This is a genomic window from Streptomyces sp. MA5143a, from assembly GCF_900290235.1.
Classification (GTDB): domain Bacteria; phylum Actinomycetota; class Actinomycetes; order Streptomycetales; family Streptomycetaceae; genus Streptomyces.
The window spans coordinates 1-21,953 of sequence record NZ_OLMK01000139.1 but is presented as its reverse complement, the minus strand read 5'-3'; the positions used below and the strand labels follow the sequence as shown (position 1 = coordinate 21,953).

Below are 21,953 nucleotides of genomic sequence, written 5' to 3'. Positions count from 1 at the left end.
AGGGCGTCGTCCCGCAGCCGCCGCACGGCGGTCATCAGCACGGCGTGCGCGTCCGCCTCAGGGACCCCGGCGGCGGCACGCTCGTACAGCTCGGCGCCCTCCTCCAGGACGAGACCGTCGTCGATGCCGGCGGGGATCTTGATGTGTGCGACCCGGCGCCAGCTGGTGACCGGGTCGCTCCAGGCCTCCACCCGGTACGTCCACCGGCCCACCGACGTCGGAGTGACGGAGGCGGCCCAGCGGTCGGTCCCGGACCCGAGTTCCCGCATCGGCGTCCACGGCGCGGGGCGGCCCTCCGGGTCCTTCAGGACCACATTGGCCGCGATGACGCCGTGCCCTTCCCGGAACAGCGTCGCGGTGACCTCGAAGGTCTCTCCCACCACCGCTTTCGCGGGGCGCTTCCCGCACTCGACGAGCGGGCGGACGTCCCTGATGGGGATACGGCCGATGGCCGGGGTCTGGCTCATGGGTCTCACCTCCGCCGAACTCGGGATGGGAACTGCGCCGAACGGGTGGTGACGCGCCCTACCGCCCCGCGGCGGAACGCCGCTCGGACGGAGGGCCGTGGGGCACCCCACGGCCCTTGCGGGCCTGACCGGTCTGCTCCTGGAGGTACGCGGGCAGAGTCGTCTGGAGATAGCGCTCGGCCGCGGCCACCGCCTCCCGGGCGCAGCGCTTTCCCATCAGCACGCACAGCGTGTAGCCCGAGTCCTCGAAATGGTCCCGGGCGGCCCTGTCCGCGGGGGCGGCGAGCATCACGCGTTCCCACATGCGGTAGCGCCGCAGCTGTCTGGCCACCTCGTTCTTGGCGGGCAGCAACATGTGCTGATCACCTCCCGGCACTCTCGGTGGAGCACGCTTCCCGTGGGAGGCCGTGCACTGAGGAGCACCGACGCATGAGGAGCCGGTGCCTTCACTCATGGTGCACGGACGGCCACCACCCGTCTTGTTGGCGCTTCAACCAACTCGTCCGTCGCTCGTGTTGCACGAATGGCGTAGCCACCTCACGCTGGGAGCTGACTCAGAAGTGATCGGTGCTCACGCTCCGTGTCCCGAATGCGTCCCGCGGACCGTTCCGGGGCGCGTTCCAGGAGGAACGGAGCGGGGCGGGAGCTTCGCCGGTGAGGAGCCAACGACGATGAAGACCGCAGTGCCTCGCTACTACCACCTCGACGTGGAAGTCAGTCCGGAAGGGGTCGGACGGGTCAGGCGCATCCTGGCCGCCCACCTCCGCTTCTGGGACCTGGAGACCCTCGTCGAACCCGTCTGCCACAGCGCCGAACTGCTGCTGCACGCGATCGACGAGCACGCGTCGGACAAGAACACCTCGGTCGAGATGTGGTGGAACGGGCAGCACCTCATCGCCGCGATCGCGGAGAACGACCGCGAGCTGCGCCCCGACCGCGAGCTGCGCCCCTGCCTGACCCGCATCGCCGCGCTCAGCGACGGCTGGGGCTGCTGTACCACCGACACCGGCAGCACGGTCATCTGGTTCACCCAGCGGGCCCCCGTCGACGAAAGTGTCCCCCTCGTCCCCACGGCCCCCTCGCCGACCCTGCGCGAGGTCCTCCAAGTGCCGCGCGAGGTACGGGTGGTCGCGCTCGCCGGCCCGCAGGGCGACGCCCCGGCCGACGCACCGGACACCGCCGCGGCCGCCGCGACCGCGGACCGGCCCGCGAGCCAGGTGCCGACCGTGTCGAGCACCTGCGACGCCGCGCGGTGACGGGGAGGGGGAAGCGGAACGGGCGCGCGCGATCCGGCGGGAGCGGGTCCGCGCGCCGGGCCGGCAAGGACAACGCGCGGGCGGACAGGACGCCGCCCGCGCGGCCGCCGTCGCGAAAGCCCGTCACCGTGTGGAGCGGGCAGCCCTACCCGCTCGGCGCGTCCTACGACGGCACCGGCACCAACTTCGCGCTGTTCAGCGAGGTCGCCGAGGGAGTCGACCTGGTCCTCGTGGACGACGACGGCGGCTCCCGCACGGTCCCGCTCACCGAGGTCGACGGCTTCGTCTGGCACGGCCACGTCCCCGGCATCGGACCGGGACAGCGCTACGGCTACCGCGTGCACGGCCCCTGGGACCCGGCCTCCGGACACCGCTGCAACCCCGCGAAGCTGCTGCTCGACCCGTACACCCGGGCCGTGGAGGGGCAGGTGGACAACCACCCCTCGCTGTACGACCGCACCGCCGACAGCGCCGGGCACACCATGCTCGGCGTGGTCACCGACCCCTACTTCGACTGGGGCGAGGACCGCCGGCCCCGCCGGCCCTACGCCGACACCGTGATCTACGAGGCCCACGTCCGCGGCCTCACCCGCACCCACCCCGACATCCCCGCCGAACTGCGCGGCACCTACGCCGGGTTGGCGCACCCCGCGATCGTCGACCACCTCACCGAGCTGGGCGTCACGGCGATCGAACTGATGCCGGTGCACCAGTTCGCGCAGGACGGGGTGCTCCAGGACCGGGGCCTCGCCAACTACTGGGGCTACAACACCATCGGCTTCTTCGCGCCCCACAACGACTACGCCGCCCACGGCACCCGCGGCCAGCAGGTCACCGAGTTCAAGTCGATGGTGAAGGCGCTGCACGCCGCCGGTCTCGAAGTGATCCTCGACGTGGTCTACAACCACACCGCCGAGGGCAACGAGAAGGGTCCCACGCTGTCCTTCCGGGGCATCGACAACGCCTCGTACTACCGGCTGGTGGACGGCGACTGGGAGCACTACTACGACACCACCGGCACCGGCAACAGCCTGCTGATGCGGCATCCCTACGTGCTCCAGCTGATCATGGACTCGCTGCGGTACTGGGTCACCGAGATGCACGTGGACGGCTTCCGCTTCGACCTCGCGGCCACGCTGGCCCGGCAGTTCCACGAGGTGGACCGGCTGTCGGCGTTCTTCGACCTCATCCAGCAGGACCCGGTGATCAGCCGCGTCAAACTGATCGCGGAACCGTGGGACGTCGGCGAGGGCGGCTACCAGGTGGGCAACTTCCCACCGCTGTGGTCGGAGTGGAACGGCAGGTACCGGGACGCCGTACGGGACTTCTGGCGCGGCCGGCCCGGCACGCTCGGCGAGTTCGCCTCCCGGCTGACCGGCTCCGCCGACCTGTACGAACACAGCCGGCGCCGGCCGCGCGCCAGCGTCAACTTCGTGACCGCGCACGACGGTTTCACCCTCCGCGACCTCGTCTCCTACAACGACAAGCACAACGAGGCCAACGGCGAGGGCAACCGGGACGGCGAGAGCGTCAACCGCTCCTGGAACTGCGGCGCCGAGGGCGACAGCGACGACCCGCGCGTCCTCACGCTCCGCGCCCGCCAGCAGCGCAACCTGCTGTCCACCCTGCTGCTCTCCCAGGGCATCCCCATGCTGTGCCACGGCGACGAGCTGGGCCGCACCCAGCAAGGCAACAACAACGCCTACTGCCAGGACAACGAGGTCTCCTGGGTCGACTGGCGGCTCGACGACGAGCAGCGCGCGCTGTTCGACTTCACCCGGCGGCTGATCGCCCTGCGCGCCGCCCACCCGGTGCTGCGCCGCCGCCGGTACTTCCGTGGCGACACCGCCACCCGCGCGGACCAGCCGCTGCCCGACCTGGTGTGGCTGACGCCGGACGCCCACGACATGACCGACGAGGACTGGGCACGCCCCGACGCCCACTCCGTCGCCGTGTTCCTCAACGGCGACGCCATCGCCGAACCCGACCCGTACGGCAGGCCCGTCGTCGACGACTCCTTCCTCCTGCTGCTGAACGGCCACTGGGAGCCCGTCGCCTTCCGCCTGCCCGGCACCGCCTACGGGGAGCGCTGGACCACCCGCGTCGACACCGCCGCCGAGCCGGACGGCACGCCCGACGAGACGGAACACAAGGCAGGCACCGAGATCCTCGTCGCCGCGCGGGGCCTGGTCGTACTGTCGCGGCCCTCCAGGACGGCCTGAACCAGGGGCACGGCGGACGTTTCGCGGTCCGCTCGGGACGGTCAGGGCTCGCGGTCCGAGGTGATCGTGAACTGGGCGCCGTCCGGATCGCGCAGCACCGCCTCGCGCGGGCTCTGGGTGAGGACGGTGCCGCCGTGGTGCTGGGCGGCCTCGACGCAGGCGGCCACGTCGGAGACCGAGAAGTGGATCTGCCAGTGCGGCCGGATCGTGGGATCGGGCGCCGCCTCCAGCGCCCCGGAGGTGATCCGGGCGACGACGTCGCCCTGGCTGCGCAGGACGACCTCGTTGGCCTCGTAGCGGACCTCGCAGCAACCCGGCTTCCCGGAGGCCCACTCCAGGACCTCGCCGTAGAAGATGGCCGCGTCGAAGGCGTCCCGGGTGTGGAGGCGGACGAAGGCGGGCGCGGCCCGGTGCCAGGCCTCCCAGTTCGTGAAGAGTTCCCCCTCCCAGATCCCGAACGTGGCCCCGTGGCGGTCGGCCAGCAGGGCCGCCCGGCCCGGCGGGAAGGACAGCGGGCCGACCGCGACGGTGCCGCCGCGCTCACGGGCCCGTGAGGCGGCGGCGTCCGCGTCGGACACCGCGAAGTAGGGCGTCCAGGCGACCGCCATCTGCCACAGGCTCGCCACCCCGGCGATCCCCGCGACCGGCACACCGTCCGCCAGCGCGATCCGGAAGTGGTCGCCGAGCTTCGCCGTGCGCCACGTCCAGCCCAGCACGGCCTCGTAGAAGTCCTCCGTGGCCGGCAGGTCCCGGCTGGTGAGGCTCACCCAGCAGGGTGCTCCGCACACGGATCGGGTGGACACGACACTCGTCGCGCCCCTGGGTTTCGTCTCGCTGTTCATGGCAGTCGCGTCCTGGTCTCGTCCACCGGCACACACCGGCCGCACTCCAGTGTCCAACCGGAACCGGAGTCGGCGCCTGCCGAGTACCCCGTGTCGGCGTTCCGATCCCGGTGACGACCGATCCTCGGGCGGCCGTTCGGGTGATGACGTGCGGCTTCCGGCACTTACCCCGAGCCACCGCGCACATGCGCTCCGCGTCCCCCGAGGGGAGGAGGCGGCACATGGCTGACATGAAGGAACGCCCCACTCATGGGTCCGCGACCACCGGCTCCGCCGCGCCCGCTCAGGTGGAGTCCCGCCGCACCAGCTCCGTGGGCAGGATCACCGCGGCCGGGTCCTCGCCGCCGATCTGCGCCAGCAGGACCCGCACCATCTCGTTGCTGATGCGGTCGTACGGCTGGCGGATCGTGGTGAGGGCGGGCACGGACTCCGTCGCGGCGGTCGAGTCGTCGAACCCGCCCACGGCCACGTCCTCCGGCACCCGGCGACCCGCCCGGCGCAGCGCCTTCAGCGCGCCCTGCGCCATCAGGTCGGACGCCACGAACACCGCGTCCATGTCCGGCGCCCGCTCCAGCAGCCGTTCGGCGCCCGCCTCACCGCCGGCCCGGCTGTAGTCGCCGGACACGATCAGCCGTTCGTCGATCCCGACGCCCGCCTCGGTGAGCACCTCCTTGTAGCCGGCGAGCCGGTCCACGCCGCCCGGTGTGTCCAGCGGCCCGGTGACCACGCCGACGCGGCGGCGGCCCAGGGACAGCAGATGGCGCACCATGTCCCGGGCGCCGTCCCGGTCGTCCGCCGCCACATAGCTCACCTTGGTCCCGGGCCCCATGGGCTTGCCGCACTGGACGAGCGGCACCCCCGCGTCCCGGAGCTGCTCGGCGACCGGGTCACCGGAGTGGCTGGACACCAGCAGCACCCCGTCGACATGGCCCGCCGTGATGTACCGCATGATCCGACGCCGCTCGTCCTCCGTGCCCGCCACCATCAGCAGCAGGGGGATGTCGTGCGCGGCCAGCGCCTGGGTGCAACCCCGCAGCAGGACGTTGAAGTTGGGGTCCTCGAACAGTTTCTCCTGCGGTTCCGTGAGGAGGAAGCCGATCGAGTCGGAACGGCCCGTGATCAGTGAGCGGGCGTGCCGGTTCACCACGTAACCCGTCTTGCGGATCGCCGCGTTGACCGCTTCCTGCGCAGCCGGGCTGACGTAGTGACCGCCGTTGAGCACCCGTGACACGGTGCCCCGGGAGACCCCCGCCACCCGCGCCACGTCGTGAATGGTCGGCGGTTTGCGCCTGCCCCCCGTGTTGCTCATGGTCATGACTTTACGGCCCCGGACAGCAGGTCGAGACTCCAGAACCGCTGGATGACCAGGAACAGCGCGATCAGCGGGATCACCGCCAGCAACGCGCCCGTGATCACCAGGGTGTAGAGCGCCGGGGTGTTCGAGCCCTGCTCCAGGAGCGTGTACAGGCCCAGGGTGATCGGGAACTTCTCGTCGTCGCTGAGCATGATGAACGGCAGCAGGAAGTTGTTCCACACGGCGACGAACTGGAACAGGAAGACAGTCACCAGACCGGGCACCATCATCGGCAGCGCGATCCGGGTGAAGATCCGCCACTCGCTCGCCCCGTCCATCCGCCCGGCCTCCACCACGTCGGCGGGGACCGCGGCGGCGGCGTAGATGCGGGACAGGTAGACGCCGTACGGCGACAGCACCAGCGGCAGCAGCACCGACCAGTACGTGTCCGCGAGGTCCGCCTTCGCCAGCAGCAGGTACTGCGGGATCGCCAGGATCACCGGCGGCATCAGCACCCCCGCCATCAGGACGCTGAAGACGGCCTCACGGCCCTTGAAGCGGTAGATCGCCAGCGCGTAGCCGCTGATCGCGGAGACGGCGGTCGACAGCAGGGCGCCGACGCCCGCGTACAGCGCGGAGTTGCCCATCCACTGCCAGTAGACGCCCTCGCGGTAGGCGTTCAGGTCGGACAGGTTGTCCGCGAAGCCGCTGCCCGGGAGGAAGGTGAAGGTGGAGAACAGCTCGCTGCCGGACTTGGTGGCCGCGATCACGACCCAGGCGACCGGCAGCAGACAGTACAGCGCGCCCAGCAGCAGGGTCAGTGTCGGGACGAGCGCGATCCGGCGGCGCGGCGGAGGGCCCTGCGCCGTGCCGGGCGTGGTGCCCGCGGCCGGGGCGGGCTTGCGGACGGCAAGAGAACTCATCGTGCGGCTCCTTGACTGACGTCCCGCTTGTTCCGGGAGTTCGCGGCCCTGAGGAAGCCGAACGACACCACCAGCGTGGCCAGGGCGATCACCACCGCGCCGGCGGCCGCCCCGTGGATGTCGCCCTTGCCGAAGGCGTCCACGTACACCTTCATCAGCGGACTCCATGTCGTGGAGACGGAGTTGGTGAGGGGCTTGAGGGTGGTCGGCTCGCTGAACACCTGGAGCGTGGCGATGATCGAGAAGAAGAAGGTCAGCACCAGTGAGGGCGCCACCATCGGGATCTTGACGCGCAGGGCGATCTGGAGGGGGGTCGCGCCGTCCAGTTTCGCCGCCTCGTACACCTCGGCGGGGATCGCCTGGAGCGAGGTGTAGATGACGATCATGTTGAATCCGGTGCCGCCCCAGATCGCGATGTTCGACAGCGCGGCGTACAGACCGCCGCCGTCGAGCAGGTCCGGCTGGGGGAGGCCCAGCTCGTCGAGCACGAAGTAGAAGGGGCTGACGTCCGGGAGGTAGAGGAAGCCCCACAGCAGGGCCGCCACGACGCCGGGCACCGCGTACGGCAGGAAGATCGCGAGCCGGGTGAACGGGGCGAGCCGTACCTTTTCGCTGTCCAGCATCAGGGCGAGGACCAGCGCCAGGCCGAGCATGACCGGGACGACGATCGCGCCGTAGCCCAGCACGCGCAGCGCGCCGTCGAGGAACTCGGAGTCGCTGAGGGCGTCGGCGTAGTTCTCCAGTCCCGCCCACACCTCCTGCCGGGCGCCCGAGCCCAGGCCCAGCCCCTTGACCCGCACCTTGTGCAGGCTGAGCCAGATCGCATAGCCGATGGGCAGCGCGAAGAAGAGGGAGAACAGGATCGTCGCCGGGAGGAGGAAAGCGTACGGGGCCGCCTTGACCCCGTACGGCTTCCGGCGTGCGCTGGTCACTCGGAGACCTCGAAGCCCTGCTTCTTCATGTCGGCGACCGTGTCGTCCCGCATCTTCTTCAGGGCGGCACCGAAGTCCGACTTGTCCTTGGCGGCGGCGCCGAACGCGTCCTTGAAGGAGGTGTACGCGACGTTCACGTTCGGGCCCCAGGCGGAGGGCGCGGTGGTCTTGGCGATCTCGGAGGCCGCGGAGTAGAAGTCGGCCTGGTTCGAGAAGAACGCCGGCGGCTGGGCGAACGCGTCACTGGTCTGCGCGGTCGTAGCGGCGGGGTAGATGCCGCCCTCCTTCGCGAGGGCGGTCAGCGCCCGCGGGTCGGTGTTCAGCCAGGCGGCGAACTTGGCGGCGGCGCCCTTGTGCTTCGAGTCGGTGGTGACGGCGGTCGACGAGCCGCCCCAACTGCCGGTGACGTGTCCGGAGTCGGACCACTGGGGCAGCGGGGCCATCTTCCACTTGCCCTGGGTGTCGGGCGCGGCCGTGGTCAGGGTGCCCGGCGCCCACACGGCGCTGACCCAGGCGATCTGCTTGCCCGTGTTGAGCGCCTTGTTCCAGGCCGGGGTGTACATCGGCTGGTTGTCGACGGCGCCCTCCTTCACCAGACCGCCCCAGAAGTCGGCGACCTTCCGCGTCGCCGCGTCGTCGATGCCGACCTTCCACTTCTGGCCCTCGGTGGTCCACCACTTCGCGCCCGCCTGCTGGGCGAGACCGGCGAAGAGGCCCGAGTCGTTGGCGGAGAACGTGGTCAGATCGACGTCCGGCTCCTCCTTCTTCAGCTTCCGCGCGGTCGCGGCGAACTCGTCCCAGGTCTTCGGGACGGTCAGGCCGTACTTCTCGAACAGGTCCTCGCGGTAGTAGAACATCATCGGCCCGATGTCCTGCGGGATCGCGTAGACCGCGTCCGAGCCCAGCGTCGTCTGCTGCCAGACACCGTCGGCGAACTTGCCCTTGGCGTCGCCCGACTCCTTCGCTATGTCGGCGACCGCGTCATTGCTGACCAGCGTGGGCAGCGCCTGGTACTCGGCCTGCACCAGGTCGGGGCCCCTGCCCGCCTTGTGCGCGGTGAGGATCTTGGTCACGAGGGTGTCGCCGGACGCCTGTTTCTTCACCGTGACGGTGATCTGCTGCTCCTTGCCGGGACCCTCGTTCCACAGGTCGACGACCTTGTCCATGCCCGGCGTCCAGGTCCAGTACGTCAGCTTCGCGGGCCCCGACTGGGCCTCGCCGTCGTCGTCGGACCCGCCGCAGGCGGCGAGTGTGGTCGCGCCGAGCGTCACGGCGACGGCAGTGGCCACAAAGCGCCGCTGCTTCGTGATGTTGGGCATGGATGTTTCTCCCCTGACCTGGGTCCTCACCTGTCGCGAAGACCGTGCCATGCTTCTGTGAGCGTTCACAGTAGAGAAACATCCCGGACACTTGTCAATGGTTGTTGCTGTGCGGTTATGTTGGGCTTACACCGCCACCGCTGTGTGTGAACGTTCCCAAATGATCGACATAACGGGAGAGATCCATGCCGGAGACCACCCCCACGGGCCTCACCAGGCTCGCCTTCGGTGGGGACTACAACCCGGAGCAGTGGCCGGAAACCGTCTGGCACGAGGACGTGCGGCTGATGCGCGAGGCGGGCGTCACCATGGTCAGCGTCGGCATCTTCTCCTGGGCCCTGCTGGAAACCTCCCGAGGCGTGTACGACTTCGCCTGGCTCGACCGCCTGCTCGACCTGCTCCACGACCACGGCATCCGTGCCGACCTCGGCACCCCCACCGTCGTACCGCCGGTGTGGTTCTACCGGGAGCACCCCGAGGCGCTGCCCGTGGCCGCCGACGGCACCCGCTACGAGTTCGGCTCACGCGGCGCCATCTGCCACAGCAACCCCGACTACCGCGCCGCCGCCGCCGACATCACGACCAGGCTCGCCGAGCGCTACGCCGACCACCCCGCGCTCGCCCTGTGGCACGTGCACAACGAGTACGGCGTGCCCGTCTCCGCCTGTTACTGCGACACGTGCGCCGCGCACTTCCGCCGCTGGCTGGAGCGCGCGTACGGCGATGTCGCGGCGCTCAACGAGGCCTGGGGCACCGCCTTCTGGGGCCAGCACTACACCGACTTCGCGCAGATCAACCCGCCGCGCGTGTCACCCACCGTCGGCAACCCGGGCCAGGCCCTCGACTACAAGCGGTTCGCCGACGACACCCTCCGCGAGAACTTCGTCCGGGAGCGGGACATCCTGCACCGCCTCGCGCCCGGCATCCCCGTCACCACCAACTTCATGACCGCCCTCAGCCAGTGCGACTCCCTCGACTACTGGGCCTGGGGCCGCGAGGTCGACCTCGTCACCAACGACCACTACCTGATCACCGACGGCCGCCGCACCCACGTCAACCTCGCGATGGCCGCCGACCTCACCCGGTCCGTCGCCGGCGGCGCCCCCTGGCTGCTCCTGGAGCACTCCACCTCCGGCGTCAACTGGCAGGCCCGCAACCCCGCCAAGGCCCCCGGGCAGATGGCCCGCAACTCCCTCGCCCATGTGGCGCGCGGCTCCGACGGCGCCATGTTCTTCCAGTGGCGGCAGTCCCGGCGCGGCGCCGAGAAGTTCCACTCGGCGATGCTGCCGCAGGCGGGAACCGACTCGCGGGTGTGGCGCGAGGTCGTCGAACTCGGCGCGTCCCTCGACTCGCTCGGCCGGATCCGCGGCAGCCGCACCGTCGCCGACGTGGCCGTCCTGTGGGACTGGCACTCCTGGTGGGCGCAGAACCTCCAGTGGCGCCCCAGCGAGGACCACGACGCCCGCGAACGCGCCGACGCCTTCTACGCGGCCCTCTACGACCGCCACCTCACGGTCGACTTCGCCCACCCGGAAGCCGACTTGTCGGCCTATCCCCTTGTCGTCGTTCCCGCGCTCTACCTGATGACCGAGGCCGCACGGGACAACCTCACGGCGTACGTCGAGAACGGCGGCACCCTCGTCGTGTCGTACTTCTCGGGGATCGTCGACGAGCACGACGCCGTTCACGAGGGCCCCTATCCGGGCGCCCTGCGCGAGGTCCTCGGCCTGACGGTGGAGGAGTTCTCGCCGCTGCTCGCCGGGGAGAGCGTACGGATCACCGGGCCCGACGGCTCGGAGCTGACCGGCGACGTGTGGACCGAGTTCGTGGTGCCGGACGGCGCCGAGACGGTCTGGACGTACGCCGACGGGCTCACCGCCGACCGGCCCGCCGTCACCCGGCACCGGCTGGGAGAGGGCTCCGCCTGGTACGTGTCGACCCGCCTCGACGCGCACGGCCTCGACGTGCTGCTCGGCTGGGCCGCCGACGACGCGGGCATCGCGCCCCCCGCCGAACTGCCCCGCGACGTCGAGGTGGTGCGCCGCACGGGTGAGTCGGGCGACTTCCTCTTCGCGATCAACCACACCGCGCTCGACGCGAAGGTGCCACTGGACGGCGAGGGCACCGAACTCCTCACCGGCGAACGCGCGGCGGGCCACCTCGCCGTGCCCGCCGGCGGCGTCAGGGTCGTCCGACTCGACCCCTGACCGACCCCTTGAACGCCGGCCGGATTCCTGGGGACGTCCGGTCGGTCCGGCGGCGCCGCGCCCACGGCCTTCGGGCGCGGCGCCGCCCTCGCGCACCGCGCGACCAGGTCCCCGCCTTCGTCGAAGGGACGACGATGTTCCACGCGAGACGCGCCCTCAAGGCCCTGCTCATACCGCTGTTCGCGGGCCTGGCGCTCACGACGGTGCCCACCGGCTCCGCCCACGCGGCCTCCACCCTGACCAACGGGGGCTTCGAGTCCGACGGCACGGGCACCGCGACCCCGGCCGGCTGGTCGACGTACTCGGCGGCCGGCCAGAACTCCGCCTCCTTCACCGAGTCCGGTGGTCACGGCGGCGGTTACCGCCTCTCCCACTGGTCGTCGTCCGCCTACAAGGTGGAGACCTACCAGTACCTGTCCGGGCTGACCAACGGGAACTACAAGCTCACCGCGTGGGTGCGGTCCGGCGGCGGCCAGAACTCCGCGTACATCGCGCTGAGGAACTGCGGCGGCGCCGAGCAGCGCACCGACATCCCGGTCTCCGCGAGCGGCTGGCTCCGGATCGTCACCTCGATCACGGTGACGAACAACCAGTGCACGATCAGCGTCAACTCCGACGCCAACGCCGCAAACTGGCTCAACGTCGACGACCTCACCTTCACCTCCGGCAGGACGGGCCTGTCCATCAAGGGCTCCGACGTGTCGTCGCTCATCAAGAGCGAGGCCAAGGGCGGCGTCTACAAGAACAGCTCCGGCACCACCGGCGACGCCCTCGCCATCCTCAAGGGCGCCGGCCAGAACTGGGCGCGCCTGAAGGTCTGGGTGAACCCCGCCGACGGCTACAACAACAAGGCACGCGTGCTCGCCGCCGCCAAGCGCGTCAAGGCGCAGGGCATGAAGCTGCTGGTCGACTTCCACTACTCGGACACCTGGGCCGACCCCGGCGCCCAGGCGGTGCCGTCCACGTGGGCCGGCCACTCGTACAGCCAGTTGAGGACGGACGTCTACAACCACACCCACGACGTCCTGAGCGCCCTCAAGTCGCAGGGCACCACCGCCGACATGGTGCAGGTCGGCAACGAGATCAACGGCGGCATGCTGTGGAACGCGGGCTCCACCTCCAACTGGCCGCAACTCGCCGGACTGCTCAACTCCGGCTACGACGCGGTCAAGGCGGTCAACTCCTCCACCCAGGTGGCGCTGCACCTCGCCAAGGGCGGTGACCTGTCCGGCACCCGCTGGTGGTTCGACAACGCCGTCGCCAACAACGTGAGGTTCGACGTCATCGGCCTGTCCTACTACGGCTACTGGCACGGCACCCTCGCCGACTTCCAGACCACCCTCGACGACGCGGCCTCCCGCTACGCCAAGCCGGTGTTCCTCGCCGAGACGGCCTATCCGTTCCGCCTCGACAGCGAGGACGCGCACGAGAACATCATCGACGTGCCGAGCGAGCTGGTGTCCGGCTACCCCGCCAGCACCGCCGGTCAGACACGCTGGATGAAGGACGTCGCCAGCATCGTCGAGGCCGTCCCGAACGGCCGCGGCCTGGGCATCTTCTACTGGGAGTCGACCTGGACCGCCGTCAACGGCAACGGCTGGGACCCCACGGACGCGTCCTCCGGAAACGGCTGGGAGAACCAGGCACTGTTCGGCTACGACGACAGGGCGCTCCCGGCGATGGCGTGGTTCGGCCACCGCTAGCACAAGGGACTCGTCAGGCTGTGGCCCTGCCTCATCCCGTGCGCCCAGCACGGGGTGAGGCGTCACCGCAGCATGGCGAAGGAGCGTGAGAAGCCCGACGGAGCCGGCCTGGACGGCCGCCGGATACGCCGACGACTGTCACCGGAAGTTGTACGGTACGGGTGCTTCGAAAGTGCGGGATGTCTTCGATTGGTGAGTTGCGAGATCTGCTTGGTGCTCCGCCGGTGCGGTCCATGGTGTCCTTCGACACGGTGGAGAAAGATTTGAACGCGGGCCTGCCGGTGGATCTCAGAAAGGTGTGCTCATTTTATGGTGACCTGCTGATCTCGGATTATTTCTTCATTTTCGGACAGCGGTTTATGGTGGATAAGAACGTCTGGATGAGTGACTTCGTCAGAGGCGGGCATCCCGTAATTCCTCGAAGCGTTTTGCCGGACCCGGGCGGAATGCTGCATTGGGGTCATTCCGTCGAAGGCGACAAATTCTTCCTGGAGCATCGCGGAAACGGGGAATGGGTGGTCTCCGCCTTCCGGCGATCCTGGGGGGACTGGTGCGCCTACGAGCAACCTGTCGTCGATTGGCTGGTCGGGGTGTTCTCGGGGGCTATTGCCACCGATTGGATGCCGGAGTGGCCGGAGTCTCACTGGTTTGAAGGCCAATGAGCTGATGGCGCCGCCGGGGGCGGAAGCGGGCCTGCCGGCCCGCAGGCCCCGGCGACGGGTCACCGCCGCGCACGGTGGTGACCCGTCGTGTTCGGGAGCGCTACGGACGCGGCAGCGAGGTGTTGGTGATCGGGAGCGTCCGGTGCGCGCCCGCCACGTAGAAGTCCCTCGGAGCCGTGCGCAGCGCGAACGTGTCGTCGTGGCCCGAGACGCGCACGGACATCACGAAGAAGCCGTCGTCCTCGGTGGTCGTCCTCACGTCGTACTCGCTCTCCCAGTTGGTCTGCAGGAAGACCTCGGTATCCCCGGGCTCGACCCCCTTGGGCAGGGTGACCTTGCCCTGAACGGTGAGGATGTCGCCCGCCTTCACCTTCTTCTTGTTGACCTTGTAGCTGACGGAGCTGGACCTGGCTTCGGCTGTCACGCTGGTGTCGGCGTAGTAGCCGTCCTGCGGGGTGTTGAGGTCGCCGTCCTCGTCGTAGAAGGCCGTGATGTCCACGCCGCGCTGGACGTTGAGCAGGCTGCTGCCGGACACGTGGTCGATGTTCACGTTGCGGATGGTGAACCTGCCGTCGGCGTCGGTGACCGGCTTGCCCAGGTCGCGCGGCTCGTAGTAATTGGGGTCGATCGGGTCGCCCCACGGATTCCAGGTGGTGAAGCGGATGACCTCCTGGACGGTGACGGGGATGTGGGGCGCCGGGGTGCCGTCGGCCTTGGTCACGGTGCCGGTGACGTCGACCCGGAGTTTGTCGAAGCCGGTGCTGGTCGGGTTGGTGCTGACGTTCAGCACGTAGGCGTTACCGGCGAAGGCGCCCGAGGGCTTTGCAGCGGCGGCGGGCGCGGACAGGGCGCTTGCGGTGAGCAGGAGGGCGGCGGTGGCGACGAGCCGTGTGTGCAGGGACTTCCTGGGCACGGGTCAACTCCGGGTTCGGTCGGGACTGGAGGAGTCGCGCCGGGCGGCACCGGTTCCGCCGCGGCGCAGGTGTGCGACACACCGGGTTCGACCGACGGGGTGGGGCGGGAGTTGCCCCGCGAAGCCGCTGTTACACGGCTGTGGCAGGGCGCGCTTTCGTGCGGGTCGCGAGTTCACCTGGACGTCGGCTGCGGGCCACCCCGGCCCCTTCGGCAGCACCCTCGCCCGACGGGGAACACCCAGCGTCTCGGCGTACGGCGCCCCTCCGGCCGTTCAGCGGCCGGCGGCGCGCAGGAAGCCGTGGAGGGAGCCGGCCATGGCCTCGACGAAGGCGTCCCTGGTGGACTCGGGGACGCGGTCCAGGGACAGATACGGGTTGAGGTCCTCCAGCTCGACCAGCAGCAGATCACCCTCCCGGGTCCTGCACGCGTCCACCCGCTGGATGCCGTGGTCGAGGGTGTTCCAGTCGATGAACCGCCGGGCGAAGGCCAGGTCGGCCTCCGTGGCGTCATAGGGCTCCAGGACCCAGCGCCGCTCGGGGTCGGGGGCGTGCAGGGCGTACTGGAAGGCCTCGTCGACGTAGTAGAAGGACACCTCGTACCGGAAGTCGACGCGCGGCTGGACCAGCACGTCGCCCCAGGTCAGGTCGGCCAGCTCCGCGCCGGTCACGAAGCGCAGGCCGATGGAGTCGGCGCCGGCCGTCGGCTTGACCGCGTACGCGTCGGCCCCGGGCAGACGCCCCAGGTCCTCGGGCCGGTCGACGGTGGGGATCACCGGGAACCCGGCCCGTGTGAGGTCGAGCAGATACTGCTTGCCGTCCATGTCGGCCCGGCCGGTCAGCGGGTTGTAGACCGGGGTGCCGCTCGCCGCCGCCCGCTCGCGGAAGGCGTCGTACTCCCGCCGGTAGTGCAGCACGGGCCCGCTGTTGCGCACCACGACGGCGTCGAAGCCGTCCATGAGGGCCGCAGCGTCCAGGGGGTGGCACAGGGCGAGGTCGAACTCCGCGCGCAACCGCGAGGTGAGGAAGACGTCCTCGTCGCCGTAGCGCCGGCCGCGGGCCGGGTAGGCCAGATCCGTCACGTACAGCAGGCGGGGGCGAGTGGCCATGGCACAACCTCTCCGATCGGTGGGGCTCAACCTAACCCGAGGGCGCGGACACTGGGGCTGCCGCCTGCGAGGACGGGCCACCGACCCGAGGACCACCACCACCGGACGACCACCGGGAGGCACCATGGCGGGCCCCACCCGCCGGGCGCCGGGTCGCGAGCCGGGGCGCGGTGCGGACGCCGTACCCCAACGCGGGGACCCTTACCGCCCCCTCGGCTTCGCCGGGGTCGTCACCGTCGACGACCGGGACGGGATCGTGCGCACGGCGGTCGACCGCCACTCCCGGTTCCGCATGGTCACCAGTGCCTGCGTGGCCGACGGTCGCCTCGTCCCGGGCAGCCTGTGGGGACGCGGCGTCGCGGGGTGCGAGCTGCCGGGTCCGGGCGACCGAGCCGCCGTCCGGCCCCCGCGTTACGCTGTCGACCAGCCGCGATCCGCCGGGCGGCGCGGCGGTGCGGACGCGAGTAGGAGACGTACGCACATGACAGTCCCGCACTCCGGCAGGGCCGAGGCCGCCGAAGCCGCCGAAGCCGCCGAGGCCCCCGCCACCCCGCGGACCCCCGCCCGCCGGCCGTCCCCGTGGCACGGCCAGGGGCCCGTCGTCGCGGTGGTCGCCGTCGGCGGTGGCATCGGCGCGACCGCCCGCTACGGCGCGTCCCTGCTCTGGCCCACCGAGGCCACCGGCTTCCCCTGGACCACGTTCTGGGTGAACGTCGTCGGCTGCTTCGTCATCGGCCTCTTCATGGTCGTGATCACCGACGTGTGGGCGGCCCACCGTCTGGTCCGGCCCTTCTTCGGCACCGGTGTGCTCGGCGGCTTCACCACCTTCTCGACCTACGCCGTCGACATCCGGACCCTGGTCGGCGACGGCCACCCCCGCACCGCCCTCGCCTATCTCGCCGCGACCCTCCTGTCCGCCCTCGCGGCGGTCTGGCTCGCGGCCACCACGGCACGCCTGACCCTGGCACGGAGGCGACGATGACCCCTGACACGGCGCGAACCGCTGCGGCGGCGGAGCACCCGACGCGGCCCCGACTCACCGGGCCGGCCCTGCGTCTGACCGTCCTGATCGGCGAGCAGGACACCTGGCACCACCGACCGCTCTACAGCGAGATCGTGCACCGGGCGCACACGGCGGGCCTCGCCGGCGCGAGCGTGTTCCGGGGCATCGAGGGCTTCGGCGCCTCCTCGATCGTCCACACCTCACGTCTGCTGTCGCTCAGTGAGGAACTGCCCGTCGCGGTGGTCGTCGTCGACACCGAGGAACGCGTGCGGGCCTTTCTTCCGGAACTGGCGGACCTGGTCCCCGACGGGCTGGTGACGCTCGACGCGTGCGAGGTCGTCGCCCCGGCCGCCCCCACCGGAACACATGAGGAAGGTAAGAGAACGTCGTGAACTGGGTGCTGGTCGTCGTCGGCGGCATGGTCGGCGCGCCGCTGCGCTATCTCACCGACCGGGCCGTGCAGTCACGGCACGACACGGTCTTCCCCTGGGGCACCTTCACCGTCAACGCCGCCGGCTCCCTCGTCCTCGGTGTGCTCACCGGCGCCGTGGCCGCCGGCGCCGCCGACTCCGACCTGCGACTCTTCCTCGGCACCGGACTCTGCGGGGCGCTCACCACGTATTCGACGTTCTCCTACGAGACCCTGCGGCTCGCCCAGGACGGCGCCCGCCTCCACGCCGCCCTGTACGTGATCGCAAGCGTCGCGGCGGGGCTGGGCGCGGCCTTCGCCGGCGTGGCACTGGCCGAGGCCCTCTGGACATGAGCCGGGCACTCGTCCAGCTGTTCGGGGCCCTTACCCGGCTGTAGTACGACACTGCCTGTCGTCGCGTCCTCCGCTGAGCAGAACTGGACCACATGAGCGCCATCACCGTCGGTCAGGCCGTCGTCCTCGGAGCGGTGGAAGGGGTGACCGAGTTCCTACCGGTGTCCTCCACGGGCCATCTGAAGATCACCGAAGGGCTCATGGGAATCCAGGTCGAGGACCGCGCGGTCGTCGGGTTCTCCGCGGTCATCCAGGTCGGCGCCATCGCCGCCGTGCTCGTGTACTTCCGCAGGGACATCGCGCGGATCTGCGGCGCCTGGTTCCGGGGGCTGTTCGACGCGGGGGAGCGGCAGCAGCGTGACTACCTGTTCGCCTGGTGGGTGATCGCCGCGACCGTCCCCATCGTGCTCGTCGGGCTGCTCGCCCGGCCGCTGATCGAGGGGCCGCTCGCCTCGCTGTGGGTGGTGGCCGGGTCGCTGATCGGCGGCAGCGCGGTCATGTGGACCGCGGAGCGGGTGGGGCGGCACAAGCGCGGCGAGGGCGACACCTCCTTCCGGGACGCGATGCTGGTCGGCGGTTCGCAGATCCTCGCTTTGCTGTTCCCCGGCTTCTCCCGCTCGGGCGCCACCCTGTCCACCGCGCTGCTGCTCGACCTGGACCGGGTCGCCGCCACCCGGCTCTCCTTCTTCCTCGGCATCCCGGCCCTGACCGGCGCCGGGCTCTACGAGCTGAAGGACGCCCTCGGGGCCGGCGTGGGCGCCGCCCCGCTCCTCGTCGGAACGGTCGTATCGTTCGCGGTCGCATACGCCTCGGTGGCCTGGCTGTTGAGGTTCGTGACCCACAACTCGCTCAACGTCTTCGTGGCGTACCGGATCGTCGTCGGTGTGCTGCTGTTCGGGCTGCTCGCGGCGGGCGGCCTCAGCTGACGACGGCCCCGGCGCCGACCGTCGGAGGGTGATCCACCCTCCGACCAGCGCCAAGATCGAACCGGTCACCCCTTGACAGCCCCGTCCCGTCACCCGCAGGATCACCCCCGTGAACCTGTCAGACAGCCAGACAGGTGGCTCGGCACCCCGGCGCGTCAGCGCCATGGAAGCGGTGCTCACCCACCTTCGCGGCGCCATCGAGCGCGGCGAGTACGCCATCGGTGACAAGCTCCCCTCCGAGGCGGAGCTGTGCCGGCAGCTCGAAGTGAGCCGCCCGGTGCTCCGCGAGGCACTGCGCGCCCTCCAGGTGATGGGACTGACCCAGTCCCGCACCGGCAAGGGCACCTTCGTGATCGCGAACGCCGTCGAGGACCCCACCTTCGGCGACTACGCGGCGAGCGACCTGCTGGAAGTGCGTCGGCATGTGGAGATCCCGGTCGCCGGGTACGCGGCGGTCCGCCGTACCCCGGAGAACCTGGACCACCTGGCGCACCTCCTGGACCGGATGGAGCGGGAGACCGACACCACCGCCTGGGTCGCGATGGACACGCTGTTCCACCTGGCCGTGGCGGAGGCCGCCCAGAACCCGGTGTTCCGCCGGGTCATCGAGGAGATCCGGGACGCACTGGCGCGTCAGTCGGCCTTCCTCAACGAACTGGGCGGCCGTCGCGAGCAGTCCAACCGGGAGCACCGGGCCATCGTCGAGGCACTGATCGACGGTTCCGAACACGACGCGGTGGAGGCCATGTCCCACCACCTCGACCGCATCGAGACCACCCTCACCGACATCGTGCGGTCCCCACGCACGACCAGTTCCACGGAAGGCGGACCCGAGGCGTGAGCGAGCAGCACCTCAAAGAAGAGACGCGCACACCGGCCGCACCCCATGTCGACGCGGGCGACGAGGGCTACAGCAAGTCCCTCAAGGCCCGGCACGTCAACATGATCGCCATCGGCGGTGCCATCGGTACCGGCCTCTTCCTGGGCGCCGGCGGCCGACTGGCCGACGCCGGCCCCTCCCTGTTCATCGCGTACGCCGTCTGCGGCGTCTTCGCGTTCCTCGTCGTCCGTGCCCTCGGAGAGCTGGTCCTGTACCGGCCCTCGTCCGGCGCCTTCGTGTCCTACGCCCGGGAGTTCCTCGGCGAGAAGGGCGCGTACACGGCGGGCTGGATGTACTTCCTGAACTGGGCCACCACCGGGATCGCCGACATCACCGCGGTCGCCGTCTACACCCACTACTGGGGCATGTTCTCGGACGTACCGCAGTGGGTGATCGCGCTGATCGCCCTCGCGGTGGTCCTCACCGTGAACCTGATCTCGGTGAAGATGTTCGGCGAACTGGAGTTCTGGTTCGCGATCATCAAGGTCGGCGCGCTCGTCGTGTTCATGTGCATCGGCATCTTCCTGCTGGTCACCCAGCAGCCCGTCGACGGCCACAATCCCGGCCCGGCCCTGATCACCGACAACGGCGGCGTCTTCCCCAACGGCATCCTGCCGATGCTGCTGATCATCCAGGGCGTCGTCTTCGCCTACGCCTCCGTCGAGCTGGTCGGCGTCGCCGCCGGTGAGACCGAGAACCCCGAGAAGATCATGCCCAAGGCGATCAACTCGATCATGTGGCGCGTCGGCCTGTTCTACGTCGGCTCCGTCGTCCTGCTCTCCATGCTGCTGCCCTGGTCCTCCTACAAGGCCGGCGAGAGCCCCTTCGTGACGGTGCTCTCCAACATCGGGGTCCCCGCGGCCGGCGGCATCATGAACCTGGTCGTCCTCACCGCCGCGATGTCCTCCCTCAACTCGGGCCTGTACTCCACCGGCCGCATCCTGCGCTCGATGGCGATGTCCGGCTCCGCCCCGAAGTTCACCGGCGTGATGAGCCGCAGCCAGGTCCCCTACGGCGGCATCCTGCTCACCAGCGGCATCTGCGTCTTGGGTGTCGGCCTCAACTTCGTGGTCCCCGCCGAGGCGTTCGAGATCGTGCTCAACTTCGCCGCGATCGGCATCATCGCCACCTGGGGCATGATCATGCTCTGCCACCTGCTCTTCTGGCAGAAGACCAAGAAGGGCGAACTGACCCGGCCGAGCTACCAGCTCCCGGGCTCCCCCTGGACCGAACTCGTCACGCTCTTCTTCCTCGCGTCCGTGCTGGTCCTCATGTACGCCGACGGCGGCGCGGGCCGCACGACGGTGCTGTGCGTCCCGCTGATCGTGGGCGCGCTCGTGGCGGGCTGGTACGGCATACGCGGCCGGGTCGCCCGGAAGTCGACCGGAGCGGATGCGTGAACCAGGCAGTGACGTACCACCCCACGACCACCGGCGCCCCGGGTACCCCCGTGGCTCCGGTGGCCGCGGCCCCCGCGATCCGGGAGCCGCTCCACGCCCCCGTCGCCCACCTCGTACGCGGTGGGGTCATCGAGGGCATCCACTACGGCTCCGTCGTGGTGCTGGGTGCCGACGGGGAGGTGGAACTCCAACTCGGTGACATCGAGGCGGCGTTCTACCCCCGGTCGGCGCTCAAGCCGGTCCAGGCCGTGGCCATGCTGCGCGCCGGGCTGCCCCTGGACGGCGCCCTGCTGTCACTGACCGCGGCCAGCCACTCCGGCGAGGAACGCCACCTCGCCGGAGCCCGGCAGATCCTGGAGCTGGCCGGCGCCACCGAGGACGACCTGCGCAACGTCCCGGACATGCCGTACGGCCCCGCCGTGCGTGACGCGTGGATCCGGGACGGGCGCGGGCCCTCCCGGCTCGCGCAGAACTGCTCCGGCAAGCACGCGGCCATGCTCCACACCTGCGAGCTCAACGGCTGGTCCGTCGACGACTACGTCGACCCCGCGCACCCCTTGCAGCAGGCCATCGCGGAGATCGTCGAGGACCTCACCGGGCAGGCCATCGCCCGGGTGACCGTCGACGGCTGCGGCGCCCCCCTGTTCTCCGTGTCCCTGCACGGCCTGGCCCGCGCCCTCGCCCGGATCACCACCGCCGCCGAGGGCACCCCCGAGCGCCAGGTCGCCGACGCGATGCGCGACCACGCCGAGATGGCCTCCGGCGCCGGGCGCGACGTGGCCGCGCTGATGCGGGCCGTACCCGGGCTGCTCAGCAAGGACGGCTTCGAGGGCGTCCAGGTCGCCGCCCTCCCCGACGGCCGCGCCGTCGCCGTGAAGATCGCCGACGGTGCCGACAGGGCCCGGGTCCCCGTCACCGCGGCGGCCCTCGCCCGCGCCGGCGTCGACCCGGCCGCCCTCGCCGAGTTCGCGGGCGCCCCGCTGCTCGGCGGCGGCGACGTGGTCGGCCACGTCCGCCCGGCCCGCGCCCTGGACCCCCTCACCCCCTCCTCGTACGCCTGACCACCTCGTACGCCCGAAGCACCTCGTACGTCTGATCCACCTCACACCTCAAAGAAGAGGACCCGTACCGCGA

The 21,953-nt window shown here is 70.5% G+C and carries 21 protein-coding genes; 12 read left to right on the top strand and 9 right to left on the bottom strand.

Annotation, left to right across the window (positions count from 1 at the left end; genetic code table 11):
• A partial coding sequence (locus SMA5143A_RS41505) for a maltotransferase domain-containing protein (RefSeq protein ID WP_146194052.1) occupies positions 1-467 on the bottom strand: 467 nt, incomplete at its 3' end.
• A 58-nt stretch (positions 468-525) separates the two neighbouring features.
• The gene (locus SMA5143A_RS41500; protein ID WP_107467958.1) at positions 526-822 is read right to left on the bottom strand and encodes a DUF5133 domain-containing protein; all 297 of its coding nucleotides are present in this window, start codon (positions 820-822) and stop codon (positions 526-528) included.
• A 316-nt stretch (positions 823-1,138) separates the two neighbouring features.
• On the opposite strand from SMA5143A_RS41500, the gene SMA5143A_RS41495 reads away from it, so the two are divergent.
• Together SMA5143A_RS41495 and glgX are read left to right on the top strand one after the other, a co-directional pair.
• The gene (locus SMA5143A_RS41495; RefSeq protein ID WP_099970555.1) at positions 1,139-1,723 is read left to right on the top strand and encodes a pep a2; all 585 of its coding nucleotides are present in this window, start codon (positions 1,139-1,141) and stop codon (positions 1,721-1,723) included.
• Positions 1,724-1,851: 128 nt separating this feature from the next.
• Positions 1,852-3,945, top strand: a complete 2,094-nt coding sequence (gene glgX, locus SMA5143A_RS41490) for a glycogen debranching protein GlgX (RefSeq protein ID WP_107467957.1) — start codon at positions 1,852-1,854, stop codon at positions 3,943-3,945.
• Positions 3,946-3,986: 41 nt separating this feature from the next.
• Here glgX and SMA5143A_RS41485 read toward each other — a convergent pair whose 3' ends face one another.
• The 5 genes from SMA5143A_RS41485 to SMA5143A_RS41465 all read right to left on the bottom strand — a co-directional run bounded on the left by SMA5143A_RS41485 (position 3,987) and on the right by SMA5143A_RS41465 (position 9,255).
• Entirely contained in the window at positions 3,987-4,787 is an 801-nt protein-coding gene (locus SMA5143A_RS41485) for a VOC family protein (protein ID WP_107467956.1), read from the bottom strand.
• A 283-nt stretch (positions 4,788-5,070) separates the two neighbouring features.
• Positions 5,071-6,102: a LacI family DNA-binding transcriptional regulator gene (locus SMA5143A_RS41480; protein ID WP_107467955.1), complete on the bottom strand. Its 1,032-nt coding sequence runs from the start codon at positions 6,100-6,102 to the stop codon at positions 5,071-5,073.
• Entirely contained in the window at positions 6,099-7,004 is a 906-nt protein-coding gene (locus SMA5143A_RS41475; RefSeq protein WP_107467954.1) for a carbohydrate ABC transporter permease, read from the bottom strand. The genes SMA5143A_RS41480 and SMA5143A_RS41475 overlap by 4 nt, the downstream gene beginning before the upstream one ends.
• Positions 7,001-7,936 carry a carbohydrate ABC transporter permease gene (locus SMA5143A_RS41470; protein WP_107467953.1) on the bottom strand — a complete coding sequence of 312 codons (936 nt, stop codon included), beginning with the start codon at positions 7,934-7,936 and terminating at the stop codon, positions 7,001-7,003. Before SMA5143A_RS41470 ends, SMA5143A_RS41475 begins: the two co-directional genes overlap by 4 nt.
• Positions 7,933-9,255, bottom strand: a complete 1,323-nt coding sequence (locus SMA5143A_RS41465) for an ABC transporter substrate-binding protein (protein WP_107467952.1) — start codon at positions 9,253-9,255, stop codon at positions 7,933-7,935. Before SMA5143A_RS41465 ends, SMA5143A_RS41470 begins: the two co-directional genes overlap by 4 nt.
• A 185-nt stretch (positions 9,256-9,440) precedes the next feature.
• Between SMA5143A_RS41465 and SMA5143A_RS41460 the strand changes: the two genes are divergently transcribed.
• The 3 genes from SMA5143A_RS41460 (at position 9,441) to SMA5143A_RS41450 (ending at position 13,827) form a co-directional block, all read left to right on the top strand.
• Positions 9,441-11,462: a beta-galactosidase gene (locus SMA5143A_RS41460; protein ID WP_107467951.1), complete on the top strand. Its 2,022-nt coding sequence runs from the start codon at positions 9,441-9,443 to the stop codon at positions 11,460-11,462.
• Between the two features lie 134 nt (positions 11,463-11,596).
• Positions 11,597-13,165 (top strand): glycoside hydrolase family 53 protein, encoded by a 1,569-nt coding sequence (locus tag SMA5143A_RS41455; RefSeq protein ID WP_107467950.1) that lies wholly within the window; start codon positions 11,597-11,599, stop codon positions 13,163-13,165.
• A 233-nt stretch (positions 13,166-13,398) separates the two neighbouring features.
• Positions 13,399-13,827 (top strand): hypothetical protein, encoded by a 429-nt coding sequence (locus tag SMA5143A_RS41450; protein WP_107467949.1) that lies wholly within the window; start codon positions 13,399-13,401, stop codon positions 13,825-13,827.
• A 100-nt stretch (positions 13,828-13,927) separates the two neighbouring features.
• Here SMA5143A_RS41450 and SMA5143A_RS41445 read toward each other — a convergent pair whose 3' ends face one another.
• Both SMA5143A_RS41445 and SMA5143A_RS41440 read right to left on the bottom strand, forming a co-directional pair.
• Entirely contained in the window at positions 13,928-14,740 is an 813-nt protein-coding gene (locus tag SMA5143A_RS41445; RefSeq protein WP_107467948.1) for an acyl carrier protein, read from the bottom strand.
• Positions 14,741-15,013: 273 nt separating this feature from the next.
• The gene (locus tag SMA5143A_RS41440) at positions 15,014-15,847 is read right to left on the bottom strand and encodes a hypothetical protein (protein ID WP_107467947.1); all 834 of its coding nucleotides are present in this window, start codon (positions 15,845-15,847) and stop codon (positions 15,014-15,016) included.
• A gap of 481 nt (positions 15,848-16,328) precedes the next feature.
• Here SMA5143A_RS41440 and crcB (SMA5143A_RS41435) point away from each other — a divergent pair, with 481 nt between their 5' ends.
• From crcB (SMA5143A_RS41435) to SMA5143A_RS41405, 7 genes are all read left to right on the top strand, one after another.
• On the top strand, positions 16,329-16,829 hold the full coding sequence (crcB, locus tag SMA5143A_RS41435) for a fluoride efflux transporter CrcB (RefSeq protein WP_107467960.1): 501 nt from the start codon (positions 16,329-16,331) through the stop codon (positions 16,827-16,829).
• Positions 16,826-17,242 carry a DUF190 domain-containing protein gene (locus SMA5143A_RS41430; protein WP_107467946.1) on the top strand — a complete coding sequence of 139 codons (417 nt, stop codon included), beginning with the start codon at positions 16,826-16,828 and terminating at the stop codon, positions 17,240-17,242. Before crcB (SMA5143A_RS41435) ends, SMA5143A_RS41430 begins: the two co-directional genes overlap by 4 nt.
• Complete coding sequence (crcB, locus tag SMA5143A_RS41425; RefSeq protein WP_107467945.1) at positions 17,239-17,613, top strand: fluoride efflux transporter CrcB; 375 nt, start codon at positions 17,239-17,241, stop codon at positions 17,611-17,613. The genes SMA5143A_RS41430 and crcB (SMA5143A_RS41425) overlap by 4 nt, the downstream gene beginning before the upstream one ends.
• Before the next feature lie 92 nt (positions 17,614-17,705).
• Positions 17,706-18,539 (top strand): undecaprenyl-diphosphate phosphatase, encoded by an 834-nt coding sequence (locus tag SMA5143A_RS41420; RefSeq protein ID WP_107467944.1) that lies wholly within the window; start codon positions 17,706-17,708, stop codon positions 18,537-18,539.
• Positions 18,540-18,702: 163 nt separating this feature from the next.
• A complete protein-coding gene (locus SMA5143A_RS41415) occupies positions 18,703-19,380 on the top strand; it encodes a FadR/GntR family transcriptional regulator (protein WP_107467943.1) in 678 nt (225 codons plus the stop codon).
• Positions 19,377-20,819: an amino acid permease gene (locus tag SMA5143A_RS41410; protein ID WP_107467942.1), complete on the top strand. Its 1,443-nt coding sequence runs from the start codon at positions 19,377-19,379 to the stop codon at positions 20,817-20,819. Before SMA5143A_RS41415 ends, SMA5143A_RS41410 begins: the two co-directional genes overlap by 4 nt.
• A gap of 8 nt (positions 20,820-20,827) precedes the next feature.
• Positions 20,828-21,880: an asparaginase gene (locus tag SMA5143A_RS41405; protein ID WP_107467959.1), complete on the top strand. Its 1,053-nt coding sequence runs from the start codon at positions 20,828-20,830 to the stop codon at positions 21,878-21,880.
• The last annotated feature ends 73 nt before the right edge of the window (positions 21,881-21,953 follow it).